This is a genomic window from Paenibacillus taichungensis, from assembly GCF_013359905.1.
Classification (GTDB): domain Bacteria; phylum Bacillota; class Bacilli; order Paenibacillales; family Paenibacillaceae; genus Paenibacillus; species Paenibacillus taichungensis.
In genome coordinates, this window is the sequence record NZ_JABMCC010000112.1 from 26,311 (window position 1) to 53,286 (window position 26,976).

General features: G+C 46.1%; 28 protein-coding genes. 4 read left to right on the top strand and 24 right to left on the bottom strand.

Going from position 1 to position 26,976, the window contains the following annotated elements:
* Positions 1-5: 5 nt before the first annotated feature.
* The 22 genes from map (HP548_RS16180) to HP548_RS16285 all read right to left on the bottom strand — a co-directional run bounded on the left by map (HP548_RS16180) (position 6) and on the right by HP548_RS16285 (position 20,459).
* Positions 6-746: a type I methionyl aminopeptidase gene (gene map, locus HP548_RS16180; protein WP_099855997.1), complete on the bottom strand. Its 741-nt coding sequence runs from the start codon at positions 744-746 to the stop codon at positions 6-8.
* A 181-nt stretch (positions 747-927) separates the two neighbouring features.
* Entirely contained in the window at positions 928-1,446 is a 519-nt protein-coding gene (locus tag HP548_RS16185) for a hypothetical protein (RefSeq protein WP_175382232.1), read from the bottom strand.
* A 226-nt stretch (positions 1,447-1,672) separates the two neighbouring features.
* Positions 1,673-2,983 carry an ABC transporter substrate-binding protein gene (locus tag HP548_RS16190; protein WP_175382233.1) on the bottom strand — a complete coding sequence of 437 codons (1,311 nt, stop codon included), beginning with the start codon at positions 2,981-2,983 and terminating at the stop codon, positions 1,673-1,675.
* Between the two features lie 24 nt (positions 2,984-3,007).
* On the bottom strand, positions 3,008-3,832 hold the full coding sequence (locus HP548_RS16195; protein WP_175382234.1) for a carbohydrate ABC transporter permease: 825 nt from the start codon (positions 3,830-3,832) through the stop codon (positions 3,008-3,010).
* Positions 3,833-3,851: 19 nt separating this feature from the next.
* A complete protein-coding gene (locus HP548_RS16200) occupies positions 3,852-4,724 on the bottom strand; it encodes a carbohydrate ABC transporter permease (RefSeq protein ID WP_076289313.1) in 873 nt (290 codons plus the stop codon).
* Complete coding sequence (locus HP548_RS16205; RefSeq protein ID WP_175382235.1) at positions 4,721-5,809, bottom strand: ABC transporter ATP-binding protein; 1,089 nt, start codon at positions 5,807-5,809, stop codon at positions 4,721-4,723. The genes HP548_RS16200 and HP548_RS16205 overlap by 4 nt, the downstream gene beginning before the upstream one ends.
* A 24-nt stretch (positions 5,810-5,833) precedes the next feature.
* On the bottom strand, positions 5,834-6,670 hold the full coding sequence (locus tag HP548_RS16210; RefSeq protein WP_175382236.1) for a metallophosphoesterase family protein: 837 nt from the start codon (positions 6,668-6,670) through the stop codon (positions 5,834-5,836).
* 38 nt (positions 6,671-6,708) lie between these two features.
* Entirely contained in the window at positions 6,709-7,542 is an 834-nt protein-coding gene (locus HP548_RS16215) for an HAD-IIA family hydrolase (protein ID WP_175382237.1), read from the bottom strand.
* Between the two features lie 18 nt (positions 7,543-7,560).
* Positions 7,561-8,274, bottom strand: coding sequence for a glycerophosphodiester phosphodiesterase (locus tag HP548_RS16220; protein ID WP_175382238.1), 714 nt, complete (start codon positions 8,272-8,274; stop codon positions 7,561-7,563).
* A 144-nt stretch (positions 8,275-8,418) separates the two neighbouring features.
* A complete protein-coding gene (locus HP548_RS16225; RefSeq protein WP_099856012.1) occupies positions 8,419-8,958 on the bottom strand; it encodes a glycerol-3-phosphate responsive antiterminator in 540 nt (179 codons plus the stop codon).
* A gap of 189 nt (positions 8,959-9,147) precedes the next feature.
* A complete protein-coding gene (locus HP548_RS16230; RefSeq protein ID WP_076289307.1) occupies positions 9,148-9,987 on the bottom strand; it encodes an ABC transporter permease in 840 nt (279 codons plus the stop codon).
* Complete coding sequence (locus HP548_RS16235; protein WP_175382239.1) at positions 9,984-11,150, bottom strand: extracellular solute-binding protein; 1,167 nt, start codon at positions 11,148-11,150, stop codon at positions 9,984-9,986. The genes HP548_RS16230 and HP548_RS16235 overlap by 4 nt, the downstream gene beginning before the upstream one ends.
* Before the next feature lie 14 nt (positions 11,151-11,164).
* Positions 11,165-12,205: an ABC transporter ATP-binding protein gene (locus tag HP548_RS16240; RefSeq protein WP_099856016.1), complete on the bottom strand. Its 1,041-nt coding sequence runs from the start codon at positions 12,203-12,205 to the stop codon at positions 11,165-11,167.
* 42 nt (positions 12,206-12,247) lie between these two features.
* Positions 12,248-13,072 carry an ABC transporter permease gene (locus HP548_RS16245; RefSeq protein ID WP_175382240.1) on the bottom strand — a complete coding sequence of 275 codons (825 nt, stop codon included), beginning with the start codon at positions 13,070-13,072 and terminating at the stop codon, positions 12,248-12,250.
* Positions 13,048-14,112: a LacI family DNA-binding transcriptional regulator gene (locus HP548_RS16250; RefSeq protein WP_175382241.1), complete on the bottom strand. Its 1,065-nt coding sequence runs from the start codon at positions 14,110-14,112 to the stop codon at positions 13,048-13,050. The genes HP548_RS16245 and HP548_RS16250 overlap by 25 nt, the downstream gene beginning before the upstream one ends.
* A complete protein-coding gene (locus tag HP548_RS16255; RefSeq protein ID WP_246318094.1) occupies positions 14,097-14,810 on the bottom strand; it encodes a glycerophosphodiester phosphodiesterase in 714 nt (237 codons plus the stop codon). Before HP548_RS16255 ends, HP548_RS16250 begins: the two co-directional genes overlap by 16 nt.
* A gap of 35 nt (positions 14,811-14,845) precedes the next feature.
* Entirely contained in the window at positions 14,846-15,922 is a 1,077-nt protein-coding gene (locus HP548_RS16260; RefSeq protein ID WP_076289302.1) for a CehA/McbA family metallohydrolase, read from the bottom strand.
* Positions 15,919-16,386: a hypothetical protein gene (locus HP548_RS16265; RefSeq protein WP_076289301.1), complete on the bottom strand. Its 468-nt coding sequence runs from the start codon at positions 16,384-16,386 to the stop codon at positions 15,919-15,921. The genes HP548_RS16260 and HP548_RS16265 overlap by 4 nt, the downstream gene beginning before the upstream one ends.
* Positions 16,387-16,648: 262 nt before the next feature.
* Positions 16,649-17,776, bottom strand: a complete 1,128-nt coding sequence (gene solA, locus HP548_RS16270) for an N-methyl-L-tryptophan oxidase (RefSeq protein WP_076289300.1) — start codon at positions 17,774-17,776, stop codon at positions 16,649-16,651.
* Between the two features lie 178 nt (positions 17,777-17,954).
* Complete coding sequence (gene map / locus HP548_RS16275; RefSeq protein WP_076289299.1) at positions 17,955-18,701, bottom strand: type I methionyl aminopeptidase; 747 nt, start codon at positions 18,699-18,701, stop codon at positions 17,955-17,957.
* A gap of 27 nt (positions 18,702-18,728) precedes the next feature.
* A complete protein-coding gene (locus HP548_RS16280) occupies positions 18,729-19,451 on the bottom strand; it encodes a TetR/AcrR family transcriptional regulator (RefSeq protein ID WP_175382242.1) in 723 nt (240 codons plus the stop codon).
* Between the two features lie 297 nt (positions 19,452-19,748).
* Positions 19,749-20,459: an SDR family NAD(P)-dependent oxidoreductase gene (locus HP548_RS16285; protein WP_175382243.1), complete on the bottom strand. Its 711-nt coding sequence runs from the start codon at positions 20,457-20,459 to the stop codon at positions 19,749-19,751.
* 101 nt (positions 20,460-20,560) lie between these two features.
* On the opposite strand from HP548_RS16285, the gene HP548_RS16290 reads away from it, so the two are divergent.
* The 3 genes from HP548_RS16290 (at position 20,561) to HP548_RS16300 (ending at position 22,536) form a co-directional block, all read left to right on the top strand.
* Entirely contained in the window at positions 20,561-20,920 is a 360-nt protein-coding gene (locus HP548_RS16290; RefSeq protein WP_076289296.1) for a MerR family transcriptional regulator, read from the top strand.
* A gap of 320 nt (positions 20,921-21,240) precedes the next feature.
* Positions 21,241-22,068 (top strand): helix-turn-helix domain-containing protein, encoded by an 828-nt coding sequence (locus tag HP548_RS16295; protein ID WP_175382244.1) that lies wholly within the window; start codon positions 21,241-21,243, stop codon positions 22,066-22,068.
* A gap of 129 nt (positions 22,069-22,197) precedes the next feature.
* Positions 22,198-22,536 carry a cupin domain-containing protein gene (locus HP548_RS16300; RefSeq protein WP_175382491.1) on the top strand — a complete coding sequence of 113 codons (339 nt, stop codon included), beginning with the start codon at positions 22,198-22,200 and terminating at the stop codon, positions 22,534-22,536.
* 130 nt (positions 22,537-22,666) lie between these two features.
* On the opposite strand, the gene HP548_RS16305 is transcribed toward HP548_RS16300, so the two are convergent.
* Positions 22,667-25,165 (bottom strand): FAD-dependent oxidoreductase, encoded by a 2,499-nt coding sequence (locus HP548_RS16305; protein ID WP_175382245.1) that lies wholly within the window; start codon positions 25,163-25,165, stop codon positions 22,667-22,669.
* Complete coding sequence (locus tag HP548_RS16310) at positions 25,162-25,476, bottom strand: ArsR/SmtB family transcription factor (protein WP_175382246.1); 315 nt, start codon at positions 25,474-25,476, stop codon at positions 25,162-25,164. The genes HP548_RS16305 and HP548_RS16310 overlap by 4 nt, the downstream gene beginning before the upstream one ends.
* An 855-nt stretch (positions 25,477-26,331) precedes the next feature.
* Here HP548_RS16310 and HP548_RS16315 point away from each other — a divergent pair.
* Positions 26,332-26,946: a TetR/AcrR family transcriptional regulator gene (locus HP548_RS16315; protein ID WP_076289290.1), complete on the top strand. Its 615-nt coding sequence runs from the start codon at positions 26,332-26,334 to the stop codon at positions 26,944-26,946.
* Positions 26,947-26,976 lie beyond the last annotated feature (30 nt).

Here is a 26,976-nt window from a genome sequence, read left to right on the forward strand (position 1 = left end):
TGATATTATTGTGTGACAATGATCGGACCATTTTTAGTAAGGATAATCGTATGTTCCACTTGAGCTACATAGCTTTTTTCTGTAGCAAAGGTCCATTCGTCTTCTTTTTGATACACTTGTTCTTCTAAAGTTGAGATAAATGGTTCAAATGCAATAACCATGCCTTCTTTTAATAACTCATCATCCGATGTATCGTTATAATTATAAATATGGTCAGGTGCTTCGTGTATGTTACGTCCAACACCATGTCCTGTAAGGTTTTTAATAACGGTTAATCCATGCTGTTTTGCTGTTAAGAATACCGCTTTTCCGATGCCGCTTTTTTTGGAACCAGGTTTTGCTTTCTTAAGACCTGCTTCAAATGCTAGTTTAGCAACGTCGCATATTTTCGTTAACACTTCTTCTCCTTCGCCTACTACAAACGAGATTCCTGTATCAGCGAAATAGCCGTTCTTCGAGCCAGAGACATCTATATTGACTAGATCTCCTTCTTGAATAACCCGTTGCCCCGGAATACCATGTGCCACTTCTTCATTAACACTAATGCAAGTATACCCAGGGAAATTATATGCACTTTTTGGAGCTGAGACTGCGCCTTCTTTCTCAAAAAGCTCTCCAGCTATATCATCAAGTTCCTTCGTCGTTATGCCAGGAACAGTTCTTTGTACCAATTCATCTCTAATAAAGGCAACAATTCTGCCAATTTCCTTCAAACCATTAAAGTCTTCTTCTGTTTTTGCAATCATTGTTTTCTGACCTCACTATCTTTTATCATCAATTAAATGTATAAGCTGAAACAACCAATTAGATAATCATATCCAAATGGTCAAAGCTTCGCAACTTTTTTTGAAAACTCGATTTATCAATAACACCTTGACACTAAAAAAAGAAAAGCCCCTTCCGTCTTCAAAGGGGCTGAATATCGCATTATACCTCTTCTTCTTCGGCCTGACTAGGCGGAGCCATCAGACCTTTGACGGCACCCATAAATGGATGGATAGATTTGATCATGCCGTAGCCCATTTTCATGACAGGCATGAATTGCTGGATCATGCCAAACAGCCGCATGCCGCCGCCAAGTATACCTCCAGCCGAAGCCGCACCACCAAGCCCGCCAAACAGCGAGCCCATCATCGGTAGAAAGGACGAAACCTGCGCACGTGACACTGCGCGCGAGCGGGTAGACGGCTTGCGTGTACCATTTACCCGTTTCCGATTCGGAGAACGACCGTTTTTGCTGCGTGAAGCGACCTTTCTATTGGTACGCTGGGAACTGTCCCCTGTGGTCGCCGTGCGCGATATTTTTCCTCCCCCGGTAAGCACCACGCCTCCGTTATTCACGTCAGAAATGTAACCGATGTACGTTTCACCATTATGAAGAGTCACGCAGACGGGCCGGGCCTTATACCGCTTTGCCTTTAGGCGTATTTCGTTGGTTTTAGCCATGGATTTTCACCTCGCTCTACTGAATCTACTTCAGTTTACGCGAGAAGTGGACTACTTGCCTGTGCGAATGAGACATACGTGCGGTATTCGCTATAGGTCAATTCATCAATTTAAATGATCCTAATGGAAATATAACTACATATCTCACGGAGCCTACCACCAACAAAAGCAAAGAGCTAAGCAGGACATATGCCGCTTAGCTCCTTGGTCTCTTTAAATTATAACTCTACTTATTCAGCAAGGCATTGGCCTTCTTCGCCGCTTCAGCTACAGCGGCCTCTGCCGAAACGGAAGAATCAACAACCGCACGCAGAATCTCATTCTTGATCATCTCACCAATTTCTGGATAAACCTTCTGCATTGGACGTGGACCCGCATATTCCAGTTGGTCTACCGCCACCTTGAACAGCGGCTTTTCCTCATAAAGCTTCTTCATTTCATCGCTCTCCACTGCACTGATTCGGCTAGGCAAATAGCCCGTGAAGGAGCTTGCATAAATCGTTTGTTCTTTGGAGGTCATCCACTTGATAAACTTCCACGCCGCTTCCTGTTTTTCGGGCGACAGGCCAGAAGTCATAACCAAATTGGCACCGCCTGTCGGCACTCCATACGTATCATTTGCAGGCATAAATGTCGTTCCGAGTTCAAAGCCTTGCTCTTCTGCAACCTTCATATTATTGGTCAGATCCGCAGTTGAGGAGAACAGCATCGCTGAACGCTGATTGTGGAAATCCGTTTTGGCTTGCGTACCTGCATCATCGGTCGTACCGATGCTCATAATGCCTTCATCCTTCATCTTAAGCCACAGCTTCACAGGTTCAATGCCGGTTTCATTATCGAATGCCGCACTTTTTCCGTCCTCGCTGATCATCGTGCCTCCACTCTGTCTCACAAAAGCTTCATAAAGCCAAATATCGACAGGCATCGAGATGCCGTAGCGCTGATCATTAATCGTTAGCTTGCGTGCATAATCTTCAAACTCTGTCCAATTCTTAGGTCCAGCAGGATCAAGGCCCGCCTCCTTCAGCATCGTACGATTAAAGTACAGGATCGGGGTACTGCGTAAATAAGGAAGAGCATACAGTTTATCATTCACATAGGAATTCCCCATGAGCCCTTGAATAAAATCTTCCATATCCAGCTGATCCTTCTCCACAAAAGAAGTCAACTCCTGCGTCATGCCTGATTCCGCAAACACACCCACTGAAGCAATTTCATTTTGCCATACTTCGGGGGCATTGCCCGCTGCAAAAGCAGCTTGTGCCTTAGAATGCTGATCTGCATACGTCCCTTGATATTCCGCCTTCACGATCACTTCATCTTGGGATTCATTAAACATCTTTACCAAGTTCTCATTGTTCTCAGCGATCTTGTCTCCCCAAGAGTACCAATATGTAATCTCTATTGGTTTGTTGGCCGTATCATTGGAATTGCTCCCGGAAGCAGCTCCGGTTGAACCATCAGAATTAGAAGCACCACAAGCAGTCATCGTAAGAGCAAGCGTTGCCGCTAACAAAACAGATCCAAATTTTTTCATGACTAAACCCTCCTGTTAATCTGATTATTTAACACCCGAATAGACAAATGCTTTAATAATTTGACGTTGTCCAAATAAGAAAACAATAAGAATCGGAACGACCAAAATCATGTTTCCAGCCATCAAAATATGCCAGGCAGCTCCTCCGTCAACCTCGCGCAGCTTAGAAATCCCGATCGGAAGCGTTCTTGCTGCATCGGAGGTTGTCATCACGAGCGGCCAGAAATAATCATTCCAGTGTGCAATGAAGCTGAACAATGCAAATGTTACTAACGTAGGACGCGCCATTGGTACCATAATCTTAAGAATGATCTTCCATTCCGGCGCCTGGTCAAGTCGCGCCGCTTCAATAAGCTCTTCCTGTACTTGCTTGAAGGACTGCCTGAGCATGAATATGCCAAATGCGCTTGAAGAGAAGGGCAAAATGAGTGCCAGCAAATTGTTAATGAGTCCCCACTTGCTCATCAACAAATACACAGGTAGGAAAATGAGCTGACCAGGAATCATCAAGGTCACCATCGTTATCCCGAATAATAGCTTGTCTCCTTTGAAGGAGTATCTTGCAAAAGCATAGGCTGCCAATATTATTGTCGTGAATTGAAGAACGAGTATGCTGACCGATACAACAACGCTGTTCATTAGATATTTCAAAAAAGGCCCCGATTCCCACGCCGCTTGAAAATTGCTCCACATCACCTTGGATGGAATCCACTTGGGTGGAAAAATCACCGTCTCCGGGTAAGACTTCAAAGATGTTGAAATCATCCATAGAAAAGGGATAGCAAAAATCGCAACCAATGCTATTGTGGCAGTAATATTGAACGTACGCAGCAATGACTTCCTTGCCATAAAATTCCCCTTCTCCTCTCTATTGGTAGTGAACCTTGCGGCTCAGCAATTTGAAGTAGACTAGCGTAAGCAGACCAACGACAACGAGCAGTATAACTCCTGCTGCCGATGCATAACCGATCTTGAAGTAGCGGAATCCATACTCGTAGATGTAAAAGACGAGCGTATTGGTTGAATTGATCGGACCCCCGTTGGTCATAATGGCAATAGTCTCAAACACCTGGAATGAACTGATCAGATTGATGATTATTAAGAAAAATAGTGTCGGCGAAAGCATGGGAAGCGTAATTTTGTAGAATTTGCGCCACCAATTGGCCTCGTCCAGAGCTGAAGCTTCATACACATCCCTGGGAATGCTTTGGAGGCCTGCGATGAAGATGAGGGCGTTATAGCCTACGCCTTTCCAGACCGATACAAGCACAAGCGACAGCAATGAACTGTCTGGACTACTCAGCCATGCCAGCTTAGGCAAGCCAACCATATCAAGCAAACCGTTAAGCAAACCGAATTTGGGATCCATCAGCCACATCCACACCAGGGATACCGATACAAGTGAAACAATATGCGGACTGAAAAGTGCCCCCTGAACAAACCCGTACCATGCCCCTTCCCGATTCAGCCAGATCGCAAGCAAAAGCGAGATCACAATGGATAAGGATACGGAAAGAAGCGTATAGTTCAAGGAATTGCTTAACACCTGAAGAAATGCACTATCCTTAAATAGTTCAACAAAGTTGTTGAAGCCCACGAACTCCTTGACCGGATTAATAAAATCCCAGTTGTAAAAGCTTAAGAAGATCATATAGAAGATCGGATAAAGGAAAAAAATAGAGAATATTGTGATGGAGGGTGCCACCAACACATAGGGACGGAGCTTGGACCAGACGGTCATGAATATCCTCCTCCCAGGACAATCAGCTCTCCCGCTTCGGCCAGCTCATGCTGACGAGCACGTTCACCCTTCCGATCAAAATAGTACAGGTCCTGCATAGACACGTTGATGTTTACCTCAAAGGCTGACTCCAACGGTTTCAAGAAGCTCTTCACGGCGATAAGTCCAAGCGCGGAATCCAGTTGATAGATGATCTCTGCTCCCAGTGTCTCGCGTGTCATGATATGAGCCGAGAACTGAATATGCCCGGTCTGCGGTCTGTTCTCAAGCGTCATCGTTGCTTTTTCTGGTCGAAAGCCAATATGGCCAATATCATCATGAAGCTGTCCATTCAAAAAAGGCAGGATACGTTCACGATCTATCACATTCATTGGCGGTGTACCGATAAACTGCGCTGTGAAAACATTATCCGGATCATTGTAGATTTTCATTGGACTGTCTGCTTGTTGAATACGCCCTTTATTCATGATGACGATGCGATCTCCCATCGACATGGCCTCAACCTGATCATGAGTTACAAAAACAAAGGTTGCGCCCAGCCGTTTGTGAAGCTGAATCAGTTCCGTGCGCATCTGATGGCGTAGCTTGGCATCCAGATTCGACAATGGCTCGTCCATCAGGAAGACTGCGGGACTTTTAACCATGGCCCGAGCCAAGGCAACCCGCTGACGTTGACCTCCGGACAGAGCCTGCGGCTTCTTATGCAAATACTCTGCCAGGCCGACGACCTCAGTGATCTCCTTTATAAGACGCTCACGTTCGGGCCGAGGCACCTTGCGATTTACTAATCCGAATTCAATATTCTCCTTGACTGTCATCATTGGATACAATGCATAGTTTTGAAATACCATCGCCACATTACGCTTGCCTGGCTCTACTCCATTGACACGATGGTCCCCAATCCAAATTTCACCGCCTGTTTCTTTCTCAAGTCCTGCGATCATCCGGAGTGTCGTCGATTTTCCACAGCCAGACGGACCGACCAATACCGTAAAGGAACCATCCTTAATGGTCAGATCAAGACCTTCGATGACTTTATCCTGCTTGAAGCTTTTTTCGATCTGCTTTAACACAATTTGAGCCATGACATTCCCTCCTTTTTCTTCACATTATTGTGCGGCCGATGTTATTCGAACGGATAAGATAAGGTCGCTTTCTTCACCCACTGCATTAGCGACAGGTCCAAAGCCCGGCGTATCATGACAAAAGCTCTGAATATCATTCATGAGATCAGCATCCAGCATTCGTTGGTGAGCAACGACTACTTCGCCCTCATGAACTTCAATAACACGGTATGCTGGTACATCGAGACAAGCTGCAGTTTGTACATAATGCCATTCTTCTTGCTTAACGATGGAGTTCATGTGGTTATGCCCGCAAAAATAGATGCCTCCACCTGGCCGACTATTGAATATACCCCTCAGTTCATTCTGCGGACGGATGTAAAGCTTATCTAGTGTTGAGCGCGCAGTTGTATCGAATACCGGATGATGCCCGAAGACGAGCACTTGCTTTTCATGTGAATTGGCAAGTTGGCCTTTAATCCATGTCAGCTGCTCTTCGTCCAGCTCTCCTCCCCAATCCTCTCGATTCATTTCCTGGGTAGTATCCAGAAAAATCAGCCTGACGTGAGGTGTATCAATAGCCCGGTAGCGCTCCTGTCCTGATAGCGTGTAAATTTCATGCTTTGGCAGTGAATACGTATCATGATTACCCAGCACATGAATGAATTTCCGTTCACTTTTTGTAAGCATGGAGAAAATGGATCGAAGTTCCTCAGCTGTCCCTTCATGCGTTAAATCACCAATTGAGATATGATAGTCCGCATCCTCCTTCAGAAAAGCCTTGAGCATATGCTCGTATGCCCGGAATCTTGCAGCCCTCATTTCTTCCGTCCCGTGACTCATGCATGAATAGTGAAGATCACCAAGTAATGCCAGACGCATAAACGCCACCTCCATCTTTATTTTGGATACCTAGCGGTTCAAGCCTTCTCCACCTGCAACACATTTGAAGGCTTTGGATGGGCCTGCTGCTCCATGATGAATTCGTTGAATGAAGGCCATATATAATCCGGAACGATATCTGTCTTTCCGATATCCTCTCTTGAAGAGATCCCCGTAAGCACGAGCGCAGTCTTCATTCCATTTTGCTGTCCAAATAAAATATCTGTTTCGAGCCTGTCACCTATCATGAGGCATCTGCTGCGATCCACGTCCAATAGCTGAAGCGCCTTCTCTGCATAATAGCGGGAAGGCTTGCCAATCACGACCGATGCTTTCTGCTGGCTGGCCGCCTCAATCGAACTTAGAATGGCTCCGGTATCCGGAATGATATCCCCTTGAACGGGACAACAGCTGTCCGGATTAGTTGCGAGCAGAGCCGCTCCGTGGCGCACTGCTTTTGCCGCCAGATGGAGCTTATCATAGTTAAATTTCCGATCCATTCCGACTAATACATGTGTTGATTGATATGGATCCTCGGTAATGGCTATCCCAAGTGCCTGAAGTTCCCTCCGTAAAGCCACCTCACCTACAACCAGCACCTTGGCGTCCGGCGCATGCTCTGCAAAATACATTCCCGAAAGGTAACCTGCAGTCAGAATTTCATCAGGCTGGCACGAAATGCCCAAACTCAGCAGCCGTTGGTAGCAATCTTCCTTGGTATGAACGGGAGTATTGGTAAGGAACAACAGGCGCTTGCCTCGTGAACGCAAGTTGTTTATAAAGCTATTCACGCCAGGGAGTCTCATCTGGCCAATATAGATGGTCCCGTCTAGATCAAAGCAATAAGCATCGTAAGCATATACATCTTCCATGACATTACTCCTGCCCGCTCACAGTGAGCTGGACAACTCCAATACATCTATGAAGCTTTCCAGTTCGTCAGTGCAGACCCATACGGACGGATACTCCTGAAATTTTTTCATGACGGAAGTCTCGTTGACTGTCCACGCCATCAATTGGATTCCTAATTCTTTGCATTGATGAATGTAATGCTCGGTCACAAAAGCATGATGTATGGACAAGAACGTCGCACCCATTTCTAATGACCAGTCCAGAATAGCTTTCGAACAGCCGAAAGTAATGAGACCAATGCGTACATCGCCAGATCGTTCCCTGATCTTCTCTAGGGCATCGAAATCAAAAGACGTAATTACCACCTGATTCAGCATGCTCAATTCCTCGATAACTTCAAGTACCCTTTCCTCCAGATGAGGGTAATAGCTTCCCATCTGCTTGAGCTCAATGTTAAGTTGAATCTTACCCTTCAAAGCACGCAGTACCTCTTCAAGGGTTGGAATATGTTCACCTTGCCTGATTTCTAAAGATTGCAGCTCCGAAGCAGTATAATCAGCCACTCTGCCTGTTCCATTTGTCATGCGGTCAAGCGTATGGTCATGAATCACCACTGGAATTCCATCCTTGCTGAGATGAACATCTAGTTCGAGATGTGTGAACCCAAGCTCTACCGCCTTTAAAAAGGAAGAAATCGTATTTTCAGGATACTTACTTGGATAGCCGCGATGCGCAACTGCTTGAATGATCATGTTCTGTTACCTCCTGTTATATATTTTTGGACAACACAAAAAACCCAGCAGCAAATCACCCTCCTTCAACATCAAGGTTGTATTGATTTACTTACCACCGGGTTTTCTCGTCGTCTCCACCCAAGGATAAATGTATGAAATTAATTAATTCCAGAACTTCTCATGGCCTACTGAAACAAAATCTGCCCCGCTCTTTAATGCTTGTTGTATTTCTTCCTCATACCGGATAAGGCCACCCACAATCAAAGGCTGCGAGATGCGTTCTTTCAGTTCTTGTATAACTCGAGGCATTAACCCCGGCATCAGTTCAACCTCATCAGGCTTATAGCTCATAATCATACGAACCGCAGTCGTAATTGCTGCTGTATCAATGGCGAATATGCGCTGAATGCTTAATATGCCCGCTTGCTTGGCCGCAGAAACTGCGTTGCTCTTTGTCGTCACGATCCCGTCGATTTTGAACACATCTGCAAGATATTGAATTGCTGAGGCATCTCGTCCAATCCCGGATACCATCTCGGTATGCACATAAGCTTTTTTGCCACTTTGATGCAAACTCTCTATGATTGAACCCAGATTGGTAATGTTGCCTGTCATCAGAATAACTCGCTGCACATCGCTTGCTATCGCTTGTGAAATTTGTTCATCTGTCGTGATGGAGGCTATGATCGGATAATTCTTCATGTGTGAGTCCTCGTTCCTTTGTTTGTCATCTTAAATGTTAAAGCTAAAGTATTCGTTATGTATCATTGTGATGTAAACGGGTTGTTAATTTTCAACTTTGCCAAATAGAGAAAGCACTGATCCTGTTTTCAATCAAAAAAAAAGAAAAGTGCTCCCTATAAAGGAGCACTTCAGCTTTTTGGAACTCGTCTAAATCTTCGCCTTTTCCTCTTCCGCCATCGACCGGATGTAGAAAGCACCCAGCACCGAGCAGAGCAGGAATGAGAAGAAAGCAATCGCTGCGGCTTGTTCACGCTCCTGAAAAACGCTGAATACCTGCTGCATGGAGACACCAAGCATCTGCGGAGAGTTGGCTCCGATCAGATAGGGCGCAGTGAACGAGCCGATGACCCCCATGAAGACAAAGGTCAGGGCAACAAGAAATGTCTTATACGACAGAGGGAAAATAAACCGGGTAAACAGCGTCAGCCTGCCTACACCCACGTCCTTTGCACTCTCAATGATCGATGAAGGAATACCCGAAAGTGCGGAACTGAGCAGCATCGTCGTAAATGGAATGTTGAACCACAGGTTGGCGATGATGATTCCTTTCTCGTCAAAGATGATGCGTGGCAGCGTAATCCCGACCACCTCAAGCATACGGGCCAGCCAGCCATGGTTGCCAAGCAAGTTGATCAGACCGTATGTTGCAATGACTCCAGGGATGAACAGCGGGATCATGTACGTTTTACGAATCAGATTGACGATCGGCCCCTGGTTGAAGCGCATATAGATCGCCAGGGTGTAGCTGACCAAGATCACGGCAACGCACGTAATGGCAGTCACTCGAAGCGTAAATACGATATTGCTGCGCATCCCCTTATCAGTGAACAGATACGTATAGCGGCTCAGATCGTATCCGCCCGAGCCGTTGCTCAGGCTCATGATAAAGGATTGAACAATCGGGATAATGACGACGATCAACAGGATGGCGAAGGAGGGGAGCACCATCGCCAGGCCTGTGATCGACTGTCTGGCTTCCTTACTCATTTCGCAGCAACGTCGCTCTGCCAGCGTTTGTTAATTTCCGTGCCCAGATCCCCGATGTTGAACGTGCGGAAGCCTTCGGCCACACCGTCGAACTTATTCTGCATTTCCTGTGACATATTGGAGAGCTCAATGCCCGGGAAGCCATTCATTTTGTCAACGATCACTTCCTGCGCTTCAGGGGACAGGACAAAGTTCAGGAATTCATTGATCGCTTCCTTCTTGTCCGACTCCTGGTTGACCATCAGGTACGTTGGTCCGCCGTTAAAGCCCGGTGTGATCTGCTGCATCTTAATTGTATCCGGCAACAAGCCTTCGTTCAGCTGCTGCAACACCATGTCGGACCAGGCCGGAATTAAAGACACTTCCCCATTCATCAACAGATCCAGCGTGCCCTGGTTTTTCTTCGGATAGATGCCCTGCCCGTAGACATAAGGTCCGATTTCTTTTAGCGTGTCGAAACCACCGTCCCACTTCTCCATGATCGCCGGATCAGAGTTGTGGATGTCTTCTTCCGGCAGGTCCTTGTAGACAATCGTCTGCACGAACGAGCTGCCGGAACCACCCGTTGACGGATCATTGTAGGCGAACTGCTCAGGATTGGCTTTGATCCACTGCAACAGCTCGTCCAGCGTAGTTGGCGGATTGGAGATTTTGCTGCTGTCATAGGCCAGAACGACGGCGGACGAGCGATACGGAACAGCGAAGTTGTCCACATCCTTCATCGTATCTGTGTTGACTTTGCTCAGGTTAGGAATGTTCTTCTCGTTCAGCTGCTCCCAAATACCATCCTTGGTGCCCTGCGCAACGGAGGTGATTCCGTCTTCATACAAGTCGATGTCTCCTGAGCCCTTACCGGCTTTCTTGGCGGCCACGATCCGGTCGTAGGTCGGCTCAGCACCAGTACCGGACGGGATATAGACCAGATTCACGTCGATATCCGGATGCTGCTTCTCAAACATTGGCTCCAGCGAATCCCACAGATCCTTGACGTTCTGAGAGCCCGTAAAGTAGAAGTTAAATTTCACCTGATCGCTCGATGCAGCAGCGCTCCCCTCGGTGGTGGTTGTACTTTTTATCTCACTTCCGTTTCCACACCCGGCCAGCAATGACACTGATAATCCCACAACAGTCAACAATGATAAAAATGGCTTTTTCATACGCATATCATTCATCCTCCTCAGTTCGATTCATCGACCGGGAATCCGGTCATTTTCGAGATCGAGACGCCGACGTCTTTTCCTACCTGCAGCTGCTCAACGAATTCCTTGTTCAGAAAAGCACGTATAATGCCGAATTCCACCAATTCCACGGTAACTTCGGCGTAATGTCCAAGAATCATGACCTGCTTGACCTTACCCGCCAAAGCACCTTCTCCCATCGTAGTACTGCTCACCTGTACGTCTTCTGGTCGGACCGCAGCCGTCACCTGTCCATTTAATCCCTTCTCGTTCGGCAGGCGAAGATGTCCAATCCGGATGCTCTCCCCTTCCGCCACCCCCTTAAGGAAATTCATTTTGCCTATAAAACCGGCGACATATAATGAAGCGGGCTCATCGTAAATCTGCTGCGGATGAGCAATCTGCTCGATGCGCCCGTGATTCATGACGATAATGCGGTCGGACAACGACAGTGCTTCTTCCTGATCATGCGTGACAAAGACCATTGTCAGCCCGGTCTTCATTTGGATCTCACGCAGCTCCTCACGCATTTCGTGCCGCAGCTTGGCGTCCAGCGCCGAGAAAGGCTCGTCCAACAGCAGTACTGCCGGATTCAGTAGCAGAGACCGCGCAAGCGCAACCCGCTGCTGCTGTCCACCCGAAAGCTCTGCCGGATATTTCTTCTCGAAACCCGACAGTCGGACCAGCTTGAGCGCATCCTCGACCGCTGTGCGGATCTCTTCCTTCGGCATTTTGCGGATCTTCAGGCCGAAGGCCAGATTGTCATATACCGACATATGCGACCACAGGTTATAGCTCTGGAACACCATCGAGGTCGGCCGTTTCTCCGGTGGCAGTTGAATGACACTCTTGCCCTCGATCAGGATGTCACCGGAGTCCGGTTCGAGAAACCCGCCGATGCTTCGGAGTACAGTAGTTTTCCCGCACCCGGAGGGACCAAGAAGGGTGACCAGCTCGCCTTTTTTGATATCGATGTTGATGCCGCTGACCCCGTCACCCGTTTTGTAGCGTTTGGCTAACTCTCGTACAGACAACTGCATTCTTCTGCCTCCCTTTGCTTCGGTATATCGACCGAAACATTTTTATTTCATTTGAAAACCGCTCGCCAGCACGTCCGCGCTCACCAGCCGCTGGGCTGCCACCAGCAGAATAATAGTCGGCAGCGTCAGGATGATCGAGAATACGGCTCCCGCGCTGCTCGGAAAGTCGGAAATAATGGAGTACATGACGATTGGCATTGTTTTGTAATCGGGAATACCGACCAGGAACGTGCCCTGTGCTTCGTCTAGTGAATTGAGGAACGTGAAGATCGAAGCGACCATGATGCCGGGCATCGCCATTGGCAGGGTGATGCTGCGGAACACTTTGAACGGGTTTGCCCCAACGTCCCGCGCCGATTCTTCCTGCGCCCGGTGCACGTTGCGAAAGGCGGAGGTCGGAATCCAGGTCATGAACATCAACACATTGATCATATGGATCAGCACAACGCCGAGCAGCGTATTCATCAGTCCAATCCGGTAGAAAAGAACTGCGATGGAAACATACAACCCCATTTTCGGAAAAGCGTGCGTCAGCAGGAACGAGAACAGGAACATCCGCTTCAGCGGAAACTGGAGTCTTGCGAAGGCATACGCTGCTGGGATGCAGACGACGATGGACAGCAGGGTCACCAGAGTAGCAATAAGGAACGACAGTGAGATCGACGAGACAATATCGTCCTTTGCCAGTACGAACTCCCACCATTTGAAGCCCCATACCTGGGGCAGAATATCCGGATAATTCCACTTTTCACTAAAGGCAAGCACTAGCAGGTTGACCAGCGGACCTGCGAAAAAAATGGCGAACACGGTCAGCAACACAAATTCGATTATTCTTCTCGGACCTACGTGTTTCCAGTACCAAGACATGTTCCGTCCTCCCTTCCATTCGTCGATTGACGAACAATCACTTCGCTTTCGTATTCAATCAGGCGCGGTACGCTCCCCTCGCCGCTAATCAGGCGATCCAGAATCGATACCGCGTCTCGGCCAATACCAGATGCATCCACGCTGACGGTAGTCAGCGATGGGTGGTACATGCCGGCCACTTCGGTATTGTCGTAGCCCATAACGGATACTTCCTCCGGAACGCGGACTCCGCGCTCCATCAGCACCTTCATCGCACCCAGTGCAAGCATGTCATTTGTACTGAACAGAGCGCTGTATCGTCCCTCCCGGAACGCCACATAATGCTCCTCCATCAACTTCCGACCGGAGTCGAAGCTCGATTCCGATGACTCGACAACGGTAAATCCGTCCTGTTCAGAACTAACGCCGAGGGATTCCAGCCGTTTTCGGAAGCCCTTCAATCGCAGCGAGTGGCTCCGATGTTCGCCCGGTCCGGCGATGATAAAGAATTTGCGGTGTCCACAGTCATATAAGTGCTGTGCCGCCCGTTCTCCACCGGCTTCATCGTTGCTCACGAGATGCACGACGTCCGGATCTTCCGTCGATCCATTCACCATCAGATAAGGGATATTGAAGTTTTTGACGTAATCGATGACGTTCTTCTGCAGCCGACTGACCAGGATGAGTCCATCCACCCGCTGTTCCAGCATATAATCGGTGGAGCGCAGCGACATTTCCCTATCGGTCTTCAGAAAAATTGAGTAGCCCATCTCTTCAGCGGACATCAGTATCTCGTCAATGATTCTGCCATACAGCGTGTGAGACACGATCGGAAGCCGGTCACGGAAAACGATGACTCCGATGTTGTACGTGCGCTTGGCAACCATCGCCCGGGCGACGGCGCTCGGCTTGTAGCGAAGCTGCTCTACCGCCTTGAGAACGCGATCCCGAACTTCAGGACTTGCATATCCATTCCCGGAGATAACCCGAGAAGCAGTCGATTTCGATACACCAGCCAGTTGGGCCAGCTCCCGCAAACTATGATTCAGCTTATTGTCCAATCCCTATTCTCCTTTGCAAAATCCGTCTCTTCCCGGACGGCAATCAGCTTCGCCGGATCACGGGTTGTTATCGAGTCGACGCCCAACTGTGCAAGTCGCCGCATATCGTCCGCCTCCGAAACCGTCCAGACGTAGATAGCCAGATCGCTCCGCTGCACAGCTTCCATAAGTTCTGGTTGAACGACCTGATACGGCATGTTAATCCCAAAGCAGCCGGCTTCGCGAGCATTTTCACACGCCTGCAACACTGCCTCGCCGTAACTCAGACTCCCGAAGCTTTGCTTGTTCACATTAAGAAGCCTGCGTATGCTTGGAGCGTAACGACTTGCTTTAACCGCTGACCCGTAATCGCAGCCACTGAGAAACACCCTCTCCGCCATACCCATCCGATTCACCAGAGTGGAGACCGGCTCCAGAGCGCTATCTGTTTTGATATCAAGATTCATCATTTTGCCGGCTGCGCGTATCTGCTCAAGCACATCCTGAAGCGTCGTAATTGGCGCTAGTCTAGCGGTATTCAACTCCTTCAGTGTCATTTCTGCAAGACTGCCGCAGCTTCCATCTGCCAAAGTGATGTCGTCATCGTGGGCGAGCACCGGCACGCCGTCCTGAGTCGAACGGATATCGTCTTCGTAAATATCTACGCCAAGTGTTAGGGCTGCCTGAAGTGACTCGAAAGAATGATCGGGATGGCCCATGCAGCCAGTATGGGCCGTGATCAGCGGGAATTTGTTCATCGCGGGTATCCTCCTTCTTCGAAATAGATCGCGTTGGTAAAGGCGATCAGTACATGGACGCCTCGTACAGTTCCCCACAGCTCGGCGCGAATCCACCTGCGGGGGACATCTGAAGTGGATTCCTTCAGTTGGGCTTCAAATTGCATCATCTGTTCGTCCGACGAAGACGGAACTTCAAGATTAAACTCCTCGCCCAGATTGGAACACAACTTCAATCTGTAAACCTGCTTAGGTAGCGACCACAGTCCGGCACGGGCCGAGAAGTCCAGCATCAAGTTCGCCCGGATCGGCTCCTCTGCAGCTTCCCTTCTCTCGACTACCGTTGGAACGGTAGAGCCAATTGCATAGAATGCACCTCCAGCTTCCAGCGTCAGGGTCAGCAGAGGACCTATCGTTACGGACGCACGCCCTTCCCGCAGCGCTTGGATAAGCGTTTCTTCATGGAGCCAAAGAGCTGTCGAGTCCCCGTTCCCCGTCACTGCGTCGTCCTCGATGCCGAGGTAAGTAACAGAGATCGGATCGTCTGTCTCGCCCTGCGCATGCCAGTCCCTGCCTGAAGTGGCTGCAATCCGATATCCTTCATTCAGCTTGTGAGTCCACAGATCAAAAGCACGCCGATTGTTCGTCTGAATGGAAGGGAACGTGCCGGACCAGACTTCGATGTAATCTACAGCGGACCAGTTCCCAATCTCGTATTCCCAGAAGCAACCGGTACAGGCCGGACTGCCGATTCGGAAGGGATGAGCAAGCCCAGCGATTCCACCGAGGCGATGCACATTCTGTATTCCCTCATCGATTCCATCCCGATTCGCTTGACGCCAGTCGGCAAAAGCGCTCAGTCCTATTGTCACCATATGGCCGTAAAAAGTTGTCCACTCCATACCGGGGATGATTCGTAGTCCGTACCTCTGCTCGATTTCCGCTTTGCCGCTCAAGCCGGACATCGTGTTGTGATCGGTCAGTGCGATGGCATCGAAGCCCAGATTGGCTGCTCCCGCTGCCAGTTCTCCCAGTGTCTGACTGCCATCGCTGTGCAGCGTATGTGTATGTAGTTCACAGGCGAACCACTTCATATCGAGTCCTCCTCTGTCGTCCAGACTTCCAGCCGATAAGCGCATGTATCCGTCACGATACAATGCAGGCTTAATGTGACGCTCCAGGGCCCCGGAACCAGCTCGCCCGCCATAAGGCCGGGAGAAGCTTCTCGATCCGATACGTATAGATCCTGCACCTCGTCTTGGCGGTGGCACGCCCCTCGGTATCCCCGCGCATCGTCCAGCGAGAGTGTGATCAGATTTTTCAGGGGGAGATGCTGGTCAGCATTGGCAATTGCGTATTCCCGATTTTCCGGCAAAATGTATAGATCGTAGCTGTCCTTGAGCAGCCGTAGCGCCTTCTCCCGATTCTCGAGCGTCTTCGGCGTATATTGTAAACGCAGGTTCAGCTTCACGCAGCCCTCATCCAATTCAAAAGGAATGCGGATATGTGTTTTGGAATCCTCCGGAGATGCGTATCCTTGTAGATCCAGCAGCTTCATTGCGCCGCACCACCTTTCATTAATCCGTTATCTTCATGACTTACGTTATGAACGTTTTGCTTAATGTGGGACCGTTCCCACATCTAATACTTATGTTACGCGGAAAAAATCAGATCCGTATCTGCATCGTGTTAATATTCTGTAAATGCAAAAAAGACCGAGCTTCTATTAAAAGAAGACCGGTCTTTTTATCTTTTTATCGCTAGATTGTTTTCGGACTGCATGCGAGTGGCAGCACATAAATTTTCTCTTGAATGGATTCTTAAAATCGATTAATTGAAAATGGAGAAATATTATGTTCCGTTTTCCCTGATATAATCAAATCACTTAAAATCTGTCCAACTACACTACTGAATTTAAAGCCATGTCCTGAGAAACCTGATGCAATGGCAACGTTAGGATAGTTAGGATGTGTATCGATAATGAAATCTTCGTCAGGAGTCATTGTATACATACACGTTTTACCGAACTTCAATTCTTGTGCAAAGGGCATATAGTGTTGTAAAAATTGTTTTAAATCTGTCGTGTCTTCCTCTAGTTCACCAAATCCCAGGATGGCTTCATCTGGATCGATTGTATCTCCTCCATCATGTCGGCCTAATTTTAATCCGGAACCATCGATGCTTGGGAAACCATAATAATGCCCGTGAGATGTTTCAAACGAAAAGGCTGGAAACTCCTTATGATCATATAAATCATCTTTAGTATCAAACCAGGCAAATGTTTTTCTAATAGGATTAAGAGGAAGATTTAGATCCAACATGGAAAGGAGACTTCCTGACCAGGCCCCTGCTGAAACTACTAACGCATTAGCACTAAAAGTATGATCTTCGGTCTTGATGGTAACTCTTTTATCATCATGAACCATGATTTCTATTACTTTACTATTGGTTATGATGGTAGCTCCGTTTTGCTCTGCGAGTTCTCGATATGCTTCAATGCATTCCTCACATTTCAGCACTCCAGAGGTTGGTTCGTAGCAACCAATGTAATTGTTCGGTAAATTGATGCCAGGCCAGCGCTTATTTACTTCAATGGAATCTAAAATCTCCAGTGGCAATGAATAGGTTTTTGAGCTTGAAATAATATTTTGGATAAAATCTGTTTTCTCATAACCCACGTTTATAACCCCGGTAGGGAGAAATAATTGTTTTCCCGACACTTTCTCTAAGTCATTCCATAATTCTTGAGCCTTGAGCGCTAACGGAACATAATTTTCACCTTCACCATACGCATGTCGAATAATTCTTGTCTCTCCGTGATGACTGCCTTTGTTATGGGGCGGGTTAAAGGAATCGATTAATACTGTACTCTTCCCACTCTTGGATAAAAAATAACCCGCCGCCATCCCCATTGATCCTGCTCCTATTACAATTACGTCATAATGCATTGCAAGTTGCCTCCTTGTAAGAAATCCCCATGTAACTTAAGTATTAAGTATGGCTAGTATTCTTCTATATTACTAATGATATTAACACTTAACAATTGCGCTATCCTGGACATGATACCCAAGTCATAATAAAAAAACCGCATAACAACGCGGTTTTCTTAGTTTCGTAAATTTACTATTACTGAGCCGTTAAAATCAGCGGTCCATTCGACGTGATTGCGATCGTATGCTCATATTGTGCCGACAACTTGCCGTCGGCCGTTCTCGCCGTCCACTGATCGTCGTCGATCGTGATACGGAACGTTCCTTCGTTGATCATCGGTTCAATCGTAAACACCATGCCTTCTTTTAATCGAATGCCTTTGCCGGCTACGCCGATATGCTCATAGGTCGGTTCCTCATGCAGGCTCCGCCCGATCCCGTGTGCCAACAGATCACGTACCACCGAGTACCCATGCGCTTCCGCATGCTTTTGAATCGCCGAGGTTATGTCGCCGAGCCGGCCTCCGGGTATAGCCCGAGCAATTCCCAGATCCAAGCATTCCTTTGTCACCTTCATTAATTTTTGCACTTCCGGCCGAATATTGCCTACCGCATAGCTCACACACGAATCGCCGAACCATCCCCCGTATTCCACGACGATGTCGAGTTTTAGCAAGTCTCCGTCCATGATTACCCGTTTCGAAGGAATGCCGTGGGCCACCACATCGTTGATCGAAATGCAAGTTTCGGCGGGGAAACCATTATAGCCTTTCGTAAACTGCTTGCCACCCAGCTTAGTGATGTGCCTGGCAACAAAATCATTGATTTCTAGCGTGGTAATGCCGGGCTCGATTAGTTTGGTCACCTCGCGGTAGCAGTCCGCAACGATTTGGCTCGCCGGCTTCATTTCTTCAATTTCCTTAGGTGATTTTATAATGATCATCTTGTGTTTATTCACTCCTTAGGCATCCTATAATTTTAAGAACCGGACGATATCCCTTGCCTCTTCGTACAGCTTTTCGCGACGCATCGATAGCGAGGCGCAGCCAACCAAGGCAGCCAGCAGCATTTCCGCGCGCTGCAGCCGATAGGGCTGCTCCGCCACATTTCCGCCGGAAGCGGCATCCTCGTCCGCCGCATGCTCGGTGTCCATAAGCGCAGCAAACGGAGCGAGCACCTCATCCTGAAAAGCAGCCGTGAGCTTGGTCGAGCGTGCTTCAGGTAGCGAGGTAAAGCCCTCAAGAGCCAGCTTATACAGCAGGTATAGGGCGTGGTCCTCCGCCCAGAGCTGCAGCAACCGCACGCTGGCCGCCGCGACGGGGCCAAGTTCTGCGGAAGCGGTCGTTTCGTGGCTTCCGCTTTGGAAATCCGCGACAGCTAAGTTCCTAGTATCTACCGCAGAAGCAAAGGCGAGGGGCCTATTCGCTGGCTCCTCCCCCGAAGTCGAAGTGTGCGGGGCTACTGGTGCTCCCCCGACCCGCTCCAAAGCGTCCCACAGCAGATCATGGAGTAAATCGCCTTTATTGCTGTAATAATGGTATACCGTGCCATATCCGAGTCCCGCCTCAATGGCCACATCTCTGATTTCGAGTAAAGACCCTTTATTCAAAAACACATCGGCAGCAGCTTTACGGATTTGCGCCAGACGCCGCAGCCGGATCTCTTCGTTTTGTTCTTTCGTGCGTGGAGTCATCTCGTCGGCTCACCTCTTTTATTTTTGACCTACTCTTATGTCAATATAAAACATTAGCTTACAAATAACAAGAATTAGCTGGAGGATTACGGAAAAACAGACATACTAAGCGGGTGCCCCGGCTTAATATGTCTGTTACTTAACAAGTATATAGCTTTACCACAACATAATGACAAAGCATTCTAACACTTAGTTCTTGTCCTTCCAAATTAACTCGCGCCATTTCACTCCTTGATTAGCCGTTGAATGTTACTCTAACCAAAATACATTTGGATACCATTGTTTTGAAGATGTGGATTACCAGGCGTACACACCTTGCTCATTCAAGAATTCGCCGTTATGATGTTTGCCATCTGTCGCATAACCCACGATAATCGCAGCAGCTGCCTCTTTTGATTTACCGCCTTCAGCATTTCCGTTAAGGTCTGTTGATGTGAATCCAGGCGTTACCGCAAATACTTGAGCCCTGCTGCTTTTAAGTTCATAAGCCATCGAAACAGTCATAGCATTGTTGGCCGTTTTGGATGAGTTATAATCGAAAGCATTTAAAGCAAATCCAGCATTTTGCATATGATCCAGAGAAGCCATGTCGGTCGATACATTAACGATTGTGCCTTCATTATCTTTGATTAACGGGAACAAACGCTGGTTCAGACGAAAGGTTCCAAAAAAGTTGACTTCAAAAGCGTTCCTCAGATTCTCCTCTTTGGTATCCGTAAATGAACCCGAGAAAGCACCCGGCATACCCGCATTATTGATCAAAAGTGTTAAGTCCGGATAATCCTTAGTAATTGTAGTAGCTGCCCGTTCGATACTTTTCAAGTCACTCATGTCGATTTGCACAAATTCTATGTCTAACCCCTCGGAAGTTAACTCGGAAACAGCCGCTTCGCCCCGTTCAGCGCTACGTGAACCAAGGAGGACTTTCCAGCCGGCTTGACCTAATTGCTTAACAATTTCGAATCCGATACCTTTATTTGCTCCAGTTACAAAAGCGGTCTTCTTCATGTGAATCCTCTTTTCTCTAATTTGATTTCATTAACAATGTATAAGTTACTATGCTACACTTAGTGTAGGTCAACCATAAATTTCGATAAATGAGGGTTAGCATGTTAACGATTGGAGAAGTAGCGAAAAAAGTCGGTATCAATATTGGCGCGATACGCTTTTACGAAAGAAAGGGACTGTTGACGCCTGCTGCGCGAAGTGAGCAGAATAACCGTCTTTACTCCGAAGATGATCTGAACTGGCTGGTTTTTATCAAATGTCTTCGCGAAACCGGGATGAGTGTGGAGGATATCAAAACGTATTATGACAAAGTAAATGAAGGAACCTCAACCTTGCCGGAAAGAACCAAACTGATTCAAGATCAAAGGCAAAAGTTGCTGGAAGATATTGAGGAGAAAAAAGCGCAGCTCGTTCATTTGGACCATAAACTGGAGCGCTATTATCGGGGAGAAAATTATTAAGATAAGTCTTTTCCTAAAGACAAAACTTTTGAATTTCATGTAATTAGAACGTTGAACCCAAAGAAGGCAGACGATCACGTTTGATCGTCTGCCTTCTTCATTTTATTTAGCTATAGTTCGCATAAGCTAAAGTTTCAACATCGATCTCCCTTTATATTTTCTATTAGTCATTATCTTACTAAAGATTAACATATACCATCTATCCACAAAGAAAAATTCACCTGCTCGTTAGCTTAATCAAACTATTGTTTAAACAGGTTGACAATGAGAATTGTTATCAATAATGTGAAGTGAGATACTATCGAAATGAGGTACACAACGTGAAAATAGACGTGAATCAGTTAGCACAACATTTTGCACATATTCCTTTTCAAGTAGAGGGAATATATCGATATGCTACAAATCCAGGAGTGACTCACGCTGACTATACCGATTCCTTTCCTGGATTTGTATTTCCCCTTACAGGAAAGATACAATTTCAATTTAATGATACGCCTTATATCCTTTCGCCAGGAAAAGTGGTGCATGGTGGGGCAAAAATGAAATTGGATGAAAAAACGTTTGATAACTCCAATTGGGAATATATCCTTGTTTTATACCGGATATGCAGCTCAGAATTAGAAGAGTCAAGCTTTTCCCATCAGCATTTTGAATTATCAACGGGACAATCCCCTCGTCTTATCGAACTAATTATGCAGCTTTGGCATGTGTACAATCAGGGTGGCGGCATTTCAATGTTTCAGACTGAAATGCTTTTTCGCGATGTGCTGAACGAAGCCTTAATAAGTGTGGCAAATAGACAAATGAGTAGTGAATCACAGGCTTTATTCGAACGGGTATCTAATTATATTCATGAATACTACTATCATGGCCTTACCATAACATCACTCGCAGAACAATATAACGTTAATCGAAATCGACTTTCTTACATATTCAGAAAACATGCAGGCATGGGACCGGCAGAATATCTATTAAAACACCGTCTCAACAGGGCGCAAAATATGCTATTTACAAGTGATGTGCCCGTACAGCAAATTGCACAAACGGTTGGAATTGCTGACCCCTTTTATTTCAGTAAAGTGTTCAAGAAACAATTTGGCTTTTCTCCTACTGAATATCGACAAAAGTTCATCAATAATCCATGTTAACTTCAACAGGCATCCATTTTAAAGCCAAAATTAAATCAGTATACTTATGGGAGACCAAGAAAAACATCATCATGGCTTGAGTTGCGTATACAGCATTATATCGAAGGTGAAAAATAAGGAGGGCTTACTATCCATTATCAAGCGATTAAACTAAGCGAAGAACTATCTAAAATAAAAGATAATTGGTCACCCCAACTAATTGGTGAATTGAATGACCATGAATTTAAGATCGTTAAAATTGACGGGGATTATGAATGGCATGTTCATCCCGAAACCGATAAGTTATTCTTCGTGATTGAGGGTGAGATGATCATTGATTTTCGTGATGGTCAGGTGAGGATTTCCAAGGATGAGATGTTTATTGTCCCGAAGGGACTCGAGATCAAACCCTCCGCCGAAAAGGAATGTCATATCATGTTGATGGAACCTAAAAGTGAAGTAGATACTGGCGGGACTGAGTCCGCATAAATAGCCAACTACGTTTCATCGAATGGACATTGTAATAAATGAAACTAAGCCCCTTCAGCAATGAAGGGACTTTTGCTTTTTAAGATAACACATGTGACTGAACAGCTGAATGGTTTACTAACAAACCGATTTATATAAACAGATTATGATTTGCATGAGCTGCCTGCCCCAGATAGTAACCCACTCCACCGATGTTAACCGAATCCATTAATTCTTCACGCTGAATCCCCATTAAATCCATGGACATCTGGCAAGCGACAAACTCAACTCCCTGCTCAGTTGCGGTCTGCATCAGTTCTTCCAAAGAAGCAACATTGTTATTCTTCATAACGCCGCGGATAATCTTTGGTCCAACTCCGAGCATATTCATTTTGGACATGCCAAGCTTGTGGCTGCCGCGCGGTAACATCATGTCAAACATGCGGCCGATCATTGTTTTGGATACAGGCTGTGGCTGATGCTTACGAATAATATTTAATCCCCAGAAAGTGAAGAACATGGTTACTTTACGTCCACTTGCTGCTGCCCCATTTGCAATAATCAGAGAAGCAATCGCTTTATCTAGATCACCACTGAAGACAACCATCGTGCTCGCAGGCTCCTCTTTAGGAGTTTCCATAGCTGAAGATGCGGTCTGCGCAGTATTCTTGGCAATTACCGCTTCAATAGTACCGCCTTTGGATCGTTCCAAGTGTAGAAGTGAGGAACCAGACATCGTTGTCCATGCTTTCACATCTTCATAAAATCCTGGATCGGAAGCTTTCACCCGCAGGGTCTCTCCATTCGATAGTTGATCCATTTTCTGCTTGAGTTGTATCAGCGGACCGGGACAACTTAAACCGCACACGTTCAACTCATTATCGATACGTTGTGGCTCTGCAGAGATTGGAGTGGAGCGCTCTGTTTCCTTTACAGCATGTATCGGATTATTGTTCTGATCCTGCCCGTCATTATTTTCATCGTTTCTGATAGGAATTGGAGCAGGCTGAAATTGTGCTTGGCGGTATGTCTTATAACCTCCGCTCAGATTTTTCACATCAAAGCCATGCTGACGCAAAATCTGCGAAGCTGTATATCCTCGTAAACCAACCTGGCAGTATACCCAAATATCTTTGGTTGGGTCTAATTCATCTAACCGCTGACGAAGCTCATCCACTGAAATATTTATGGAGTCCGGAATATTCCCATTGCGATGCTCCAGCTCACTGCGTACATCCAACAATATCGATTGCTCCAGCTGGCGTTCAGATAGCTGATCATAGGTGAACGTTTCAACACGTCCAGCCGTAATATTTTCAGCTGCATAACCAGCCATATTAACTGGATCTTTCGCAGAAGAATACGGTGGCGCGTAACTCAACTCGAGCTCTGTCAGATCACTGATGTGGCCCCCAAAATGAATGGCTACAGCAATGTCATCAATCCGTTTATCCACACCGTCATAACCAACTGCTTGTGCGCCTAAAATTTTACCTGTCGGTGTAAACAGCAGTTTAAGAGTAATCGCGCTGGAACCCGGATAATACGATGCATGAGATGCAGGATGCACGATTATAGTTCGATATTCGATGCCGAGACGTTTTAGTGTTTTCTCATTACTGCCTGTAGCTGCCCCGGTCATTCCAAACACTTTAATAATGGCTGTCCCTTGTGTTCCTTTGTAGATGGAACTTAGTCCAGCAATTCGATCTGCAACAATGCGTCCCTGTTTGTTGGCAGGTCCAGCAAGCGGAATAGCTGTCTTTGTGCCATGAATGGTTTCAGTTACTTCGATTGCATCGCCAACAGCATAAATATGTGGCACACTGCTTTCGAGTGCTTCGTTGACCATAATATGTCCACGTGTTCCTAGGGAAACTCCGCTATTTCTCAGAAAAGCTGTATCTGGAGTTACTCCTATCGCAAGAATAACCAGGTCAGCTGTCAGAATACGACCATCTGCAAGCTCAACACCAATTCCCTGCTCAAGTTCCTGAAAGCCCTGAACACGTTGGGAAAACAGCAGCTTTACCCCATTTTGCTCCATTTCCTGTGCCAATGCTGCGGCCAGTTCAGCATCAAATGGAGTGAGCAGCTGACCATTGCCCTCTACTAACGTTACATCCAATCCGGCTTCCTTCAAATTTTCTGCCATTTCAACACCAATAAATCCTCCACCAATAACAATTGATGATGCGTTGTTATATGAATTTATTTGCTTCTTGATCCGATCAATATCTGGAATGCTGCGCACTGTATAAATCAGTGGATTATCCGTACCCGGCAGATCGGGAATGATTGGCTTGGCACCCGGTGACAAAATTAATTCGTCATAGCTTTCTTCATATTGACCGCGCTCCTGGCTTTGTACCTGAACTGTACGAGTATGCGGATCAATAGCGATGATCTCACTTCGAGTACGTACATCAATATTAAAGCGATCAGCCATACCTTTGGGAGTTTGTACTAGCAAACGCTCTCGATCCTCGATCGAGCCACCAATATAATAAGGTAAGCCGCAATTGGCAAACGATATATAGGGTCCTTTTTCGAATATGATAATTTCGGCATGTTCATCCAGACGGCGCAGACGGGCAGCTGCTGATGCACCACCCGCTACTCCGCCCACAATCAGTACTTTTTTACTCATGATTCACAATCTTCCTCTCCAAACAAAATAGGTATTATTTGTTCAATCCGTTGGTCGGCAAGCACGTAATTTACTTCAAGGCCATTGCGCTCAGTCGCTACAATACCTGCACTACGCAGCTTCTGCAAATGCTGAGACACTGTTGATTGGGGAAGGTCCAGACACTCCTGCATGTATGAAACGTTACATTTCTTTTTTCGCATCAACCCGCGCACAATGCACAGGCGAATTGGATGAGATAAAGCTTTCAGTAAATTAGCAGGTTCATCGAACTGTTTTAAATTAGTGCTATCAAAAGCTTCTGTATTCAAAAATACCCCTCCTGAATCGTTATATCGTAATATTACGATATTTAAATTGAGATGTCAAAATATTTTCATTCCCCTGTTTAACTTCCACTTAGAATCAGTAGAATGTCGTATCAAATACTATTAGATCCAGTACTATCAAGACATTTAAGAAAAGCCGATAAACACACAGATCTGTGGTGTTTATCGGCTTTTGTAATTGGCCTTATATCATGAATAAATGATTCACGTTCTTCGGAATCAATATAAAATTAAAGATCTGAGAAGAAAGAACGTACACAGAACACCCAGCAATAGAAACATCATTGCTGACTGACGTTCACTCTTCCACAATCGAAATGTATTAGCAATACTCAAAATTGCCAATGCAAGCATATTAATTCTAGTATTCATTTCAAAAAAGTTAATACACAGTAGAATAAATACCACGATCCCGACAAAAAGAAACCATATCGGTATATTCTTAGTAAGCCGTTTAATCATTTCATTCCCCTTTTAAAAATTTATATTCTATCTCTAATAGGGTATTCTTCAACTTTATTGAAATACCTTCATAATTTCAAAAAAATAGGAATTGTAGGCGTCCACGCTAGTTACGAAAATGCGGGCTTTAATCCCCACTCGTAGCCGTTAACTCTTACTCCTGCTCAATGTGGGAATAGCTGATTATTGCGGTGTTTCCAGTTCCAGATTGAATTTTTATACGAAACGTCGGATTCCGAGCCCATGCATCATGGGTGCCTTTTCAACATATGACACGGTGTCATTTTATTGTTGACGTATGACATTGGTGTCATATATAATTCATTAACGAGCAATTGTGACACGGTGTCACTTATTAAGATTGGAGGATCATATTTGCCAAAAAAAACATTTTTTCACTTATCGAAAGATAAACAGGACACGTTAATTCAATGTGCCAAAAGGGAATTTTCTCGAGTTCCATTACACGAAGCATCCATTGCCAATATCATCAAAGACGCGGGGATCTCTAGAGGAAGTTTTTATCAATACTTCGAGGAAAAAGAGGACCTATATTATTATCTGTTGAACCAATCCTCACAAAAAAATAGTGACCGATTTATTGCAGCTTTAAAGGAGAAAAACGGAGATGTATTCGAAGCTTTTATTGATTCATTTCAATTTATGATTCAGAATCACACCAATCAAGAACACAAAAACTTTTTTAGAAATGCCTTTTTAAATATGAATTATAAAACGGAAAAAACATTTACGAAGAACATCTATGAAGAAAATCGGGATAACCATCTTTTACCTATCATTGGGTTAATGAATACGGAAACTTTGAATATACAAGGGGAACGAGAATTGCAGCATATTTTAAAAATCATTATAGCTGTAACCTTTGATAACCTGATTCAAGTGTTCGTAAAGGATTTAACCTATGAAGAAGCTTTAAAAAATTATGGTGAGCAAATGGAATTGCTAAAAAGAGGATTTAAAAAAATTTAATAGATAGAAATATTTATACACATATATTTA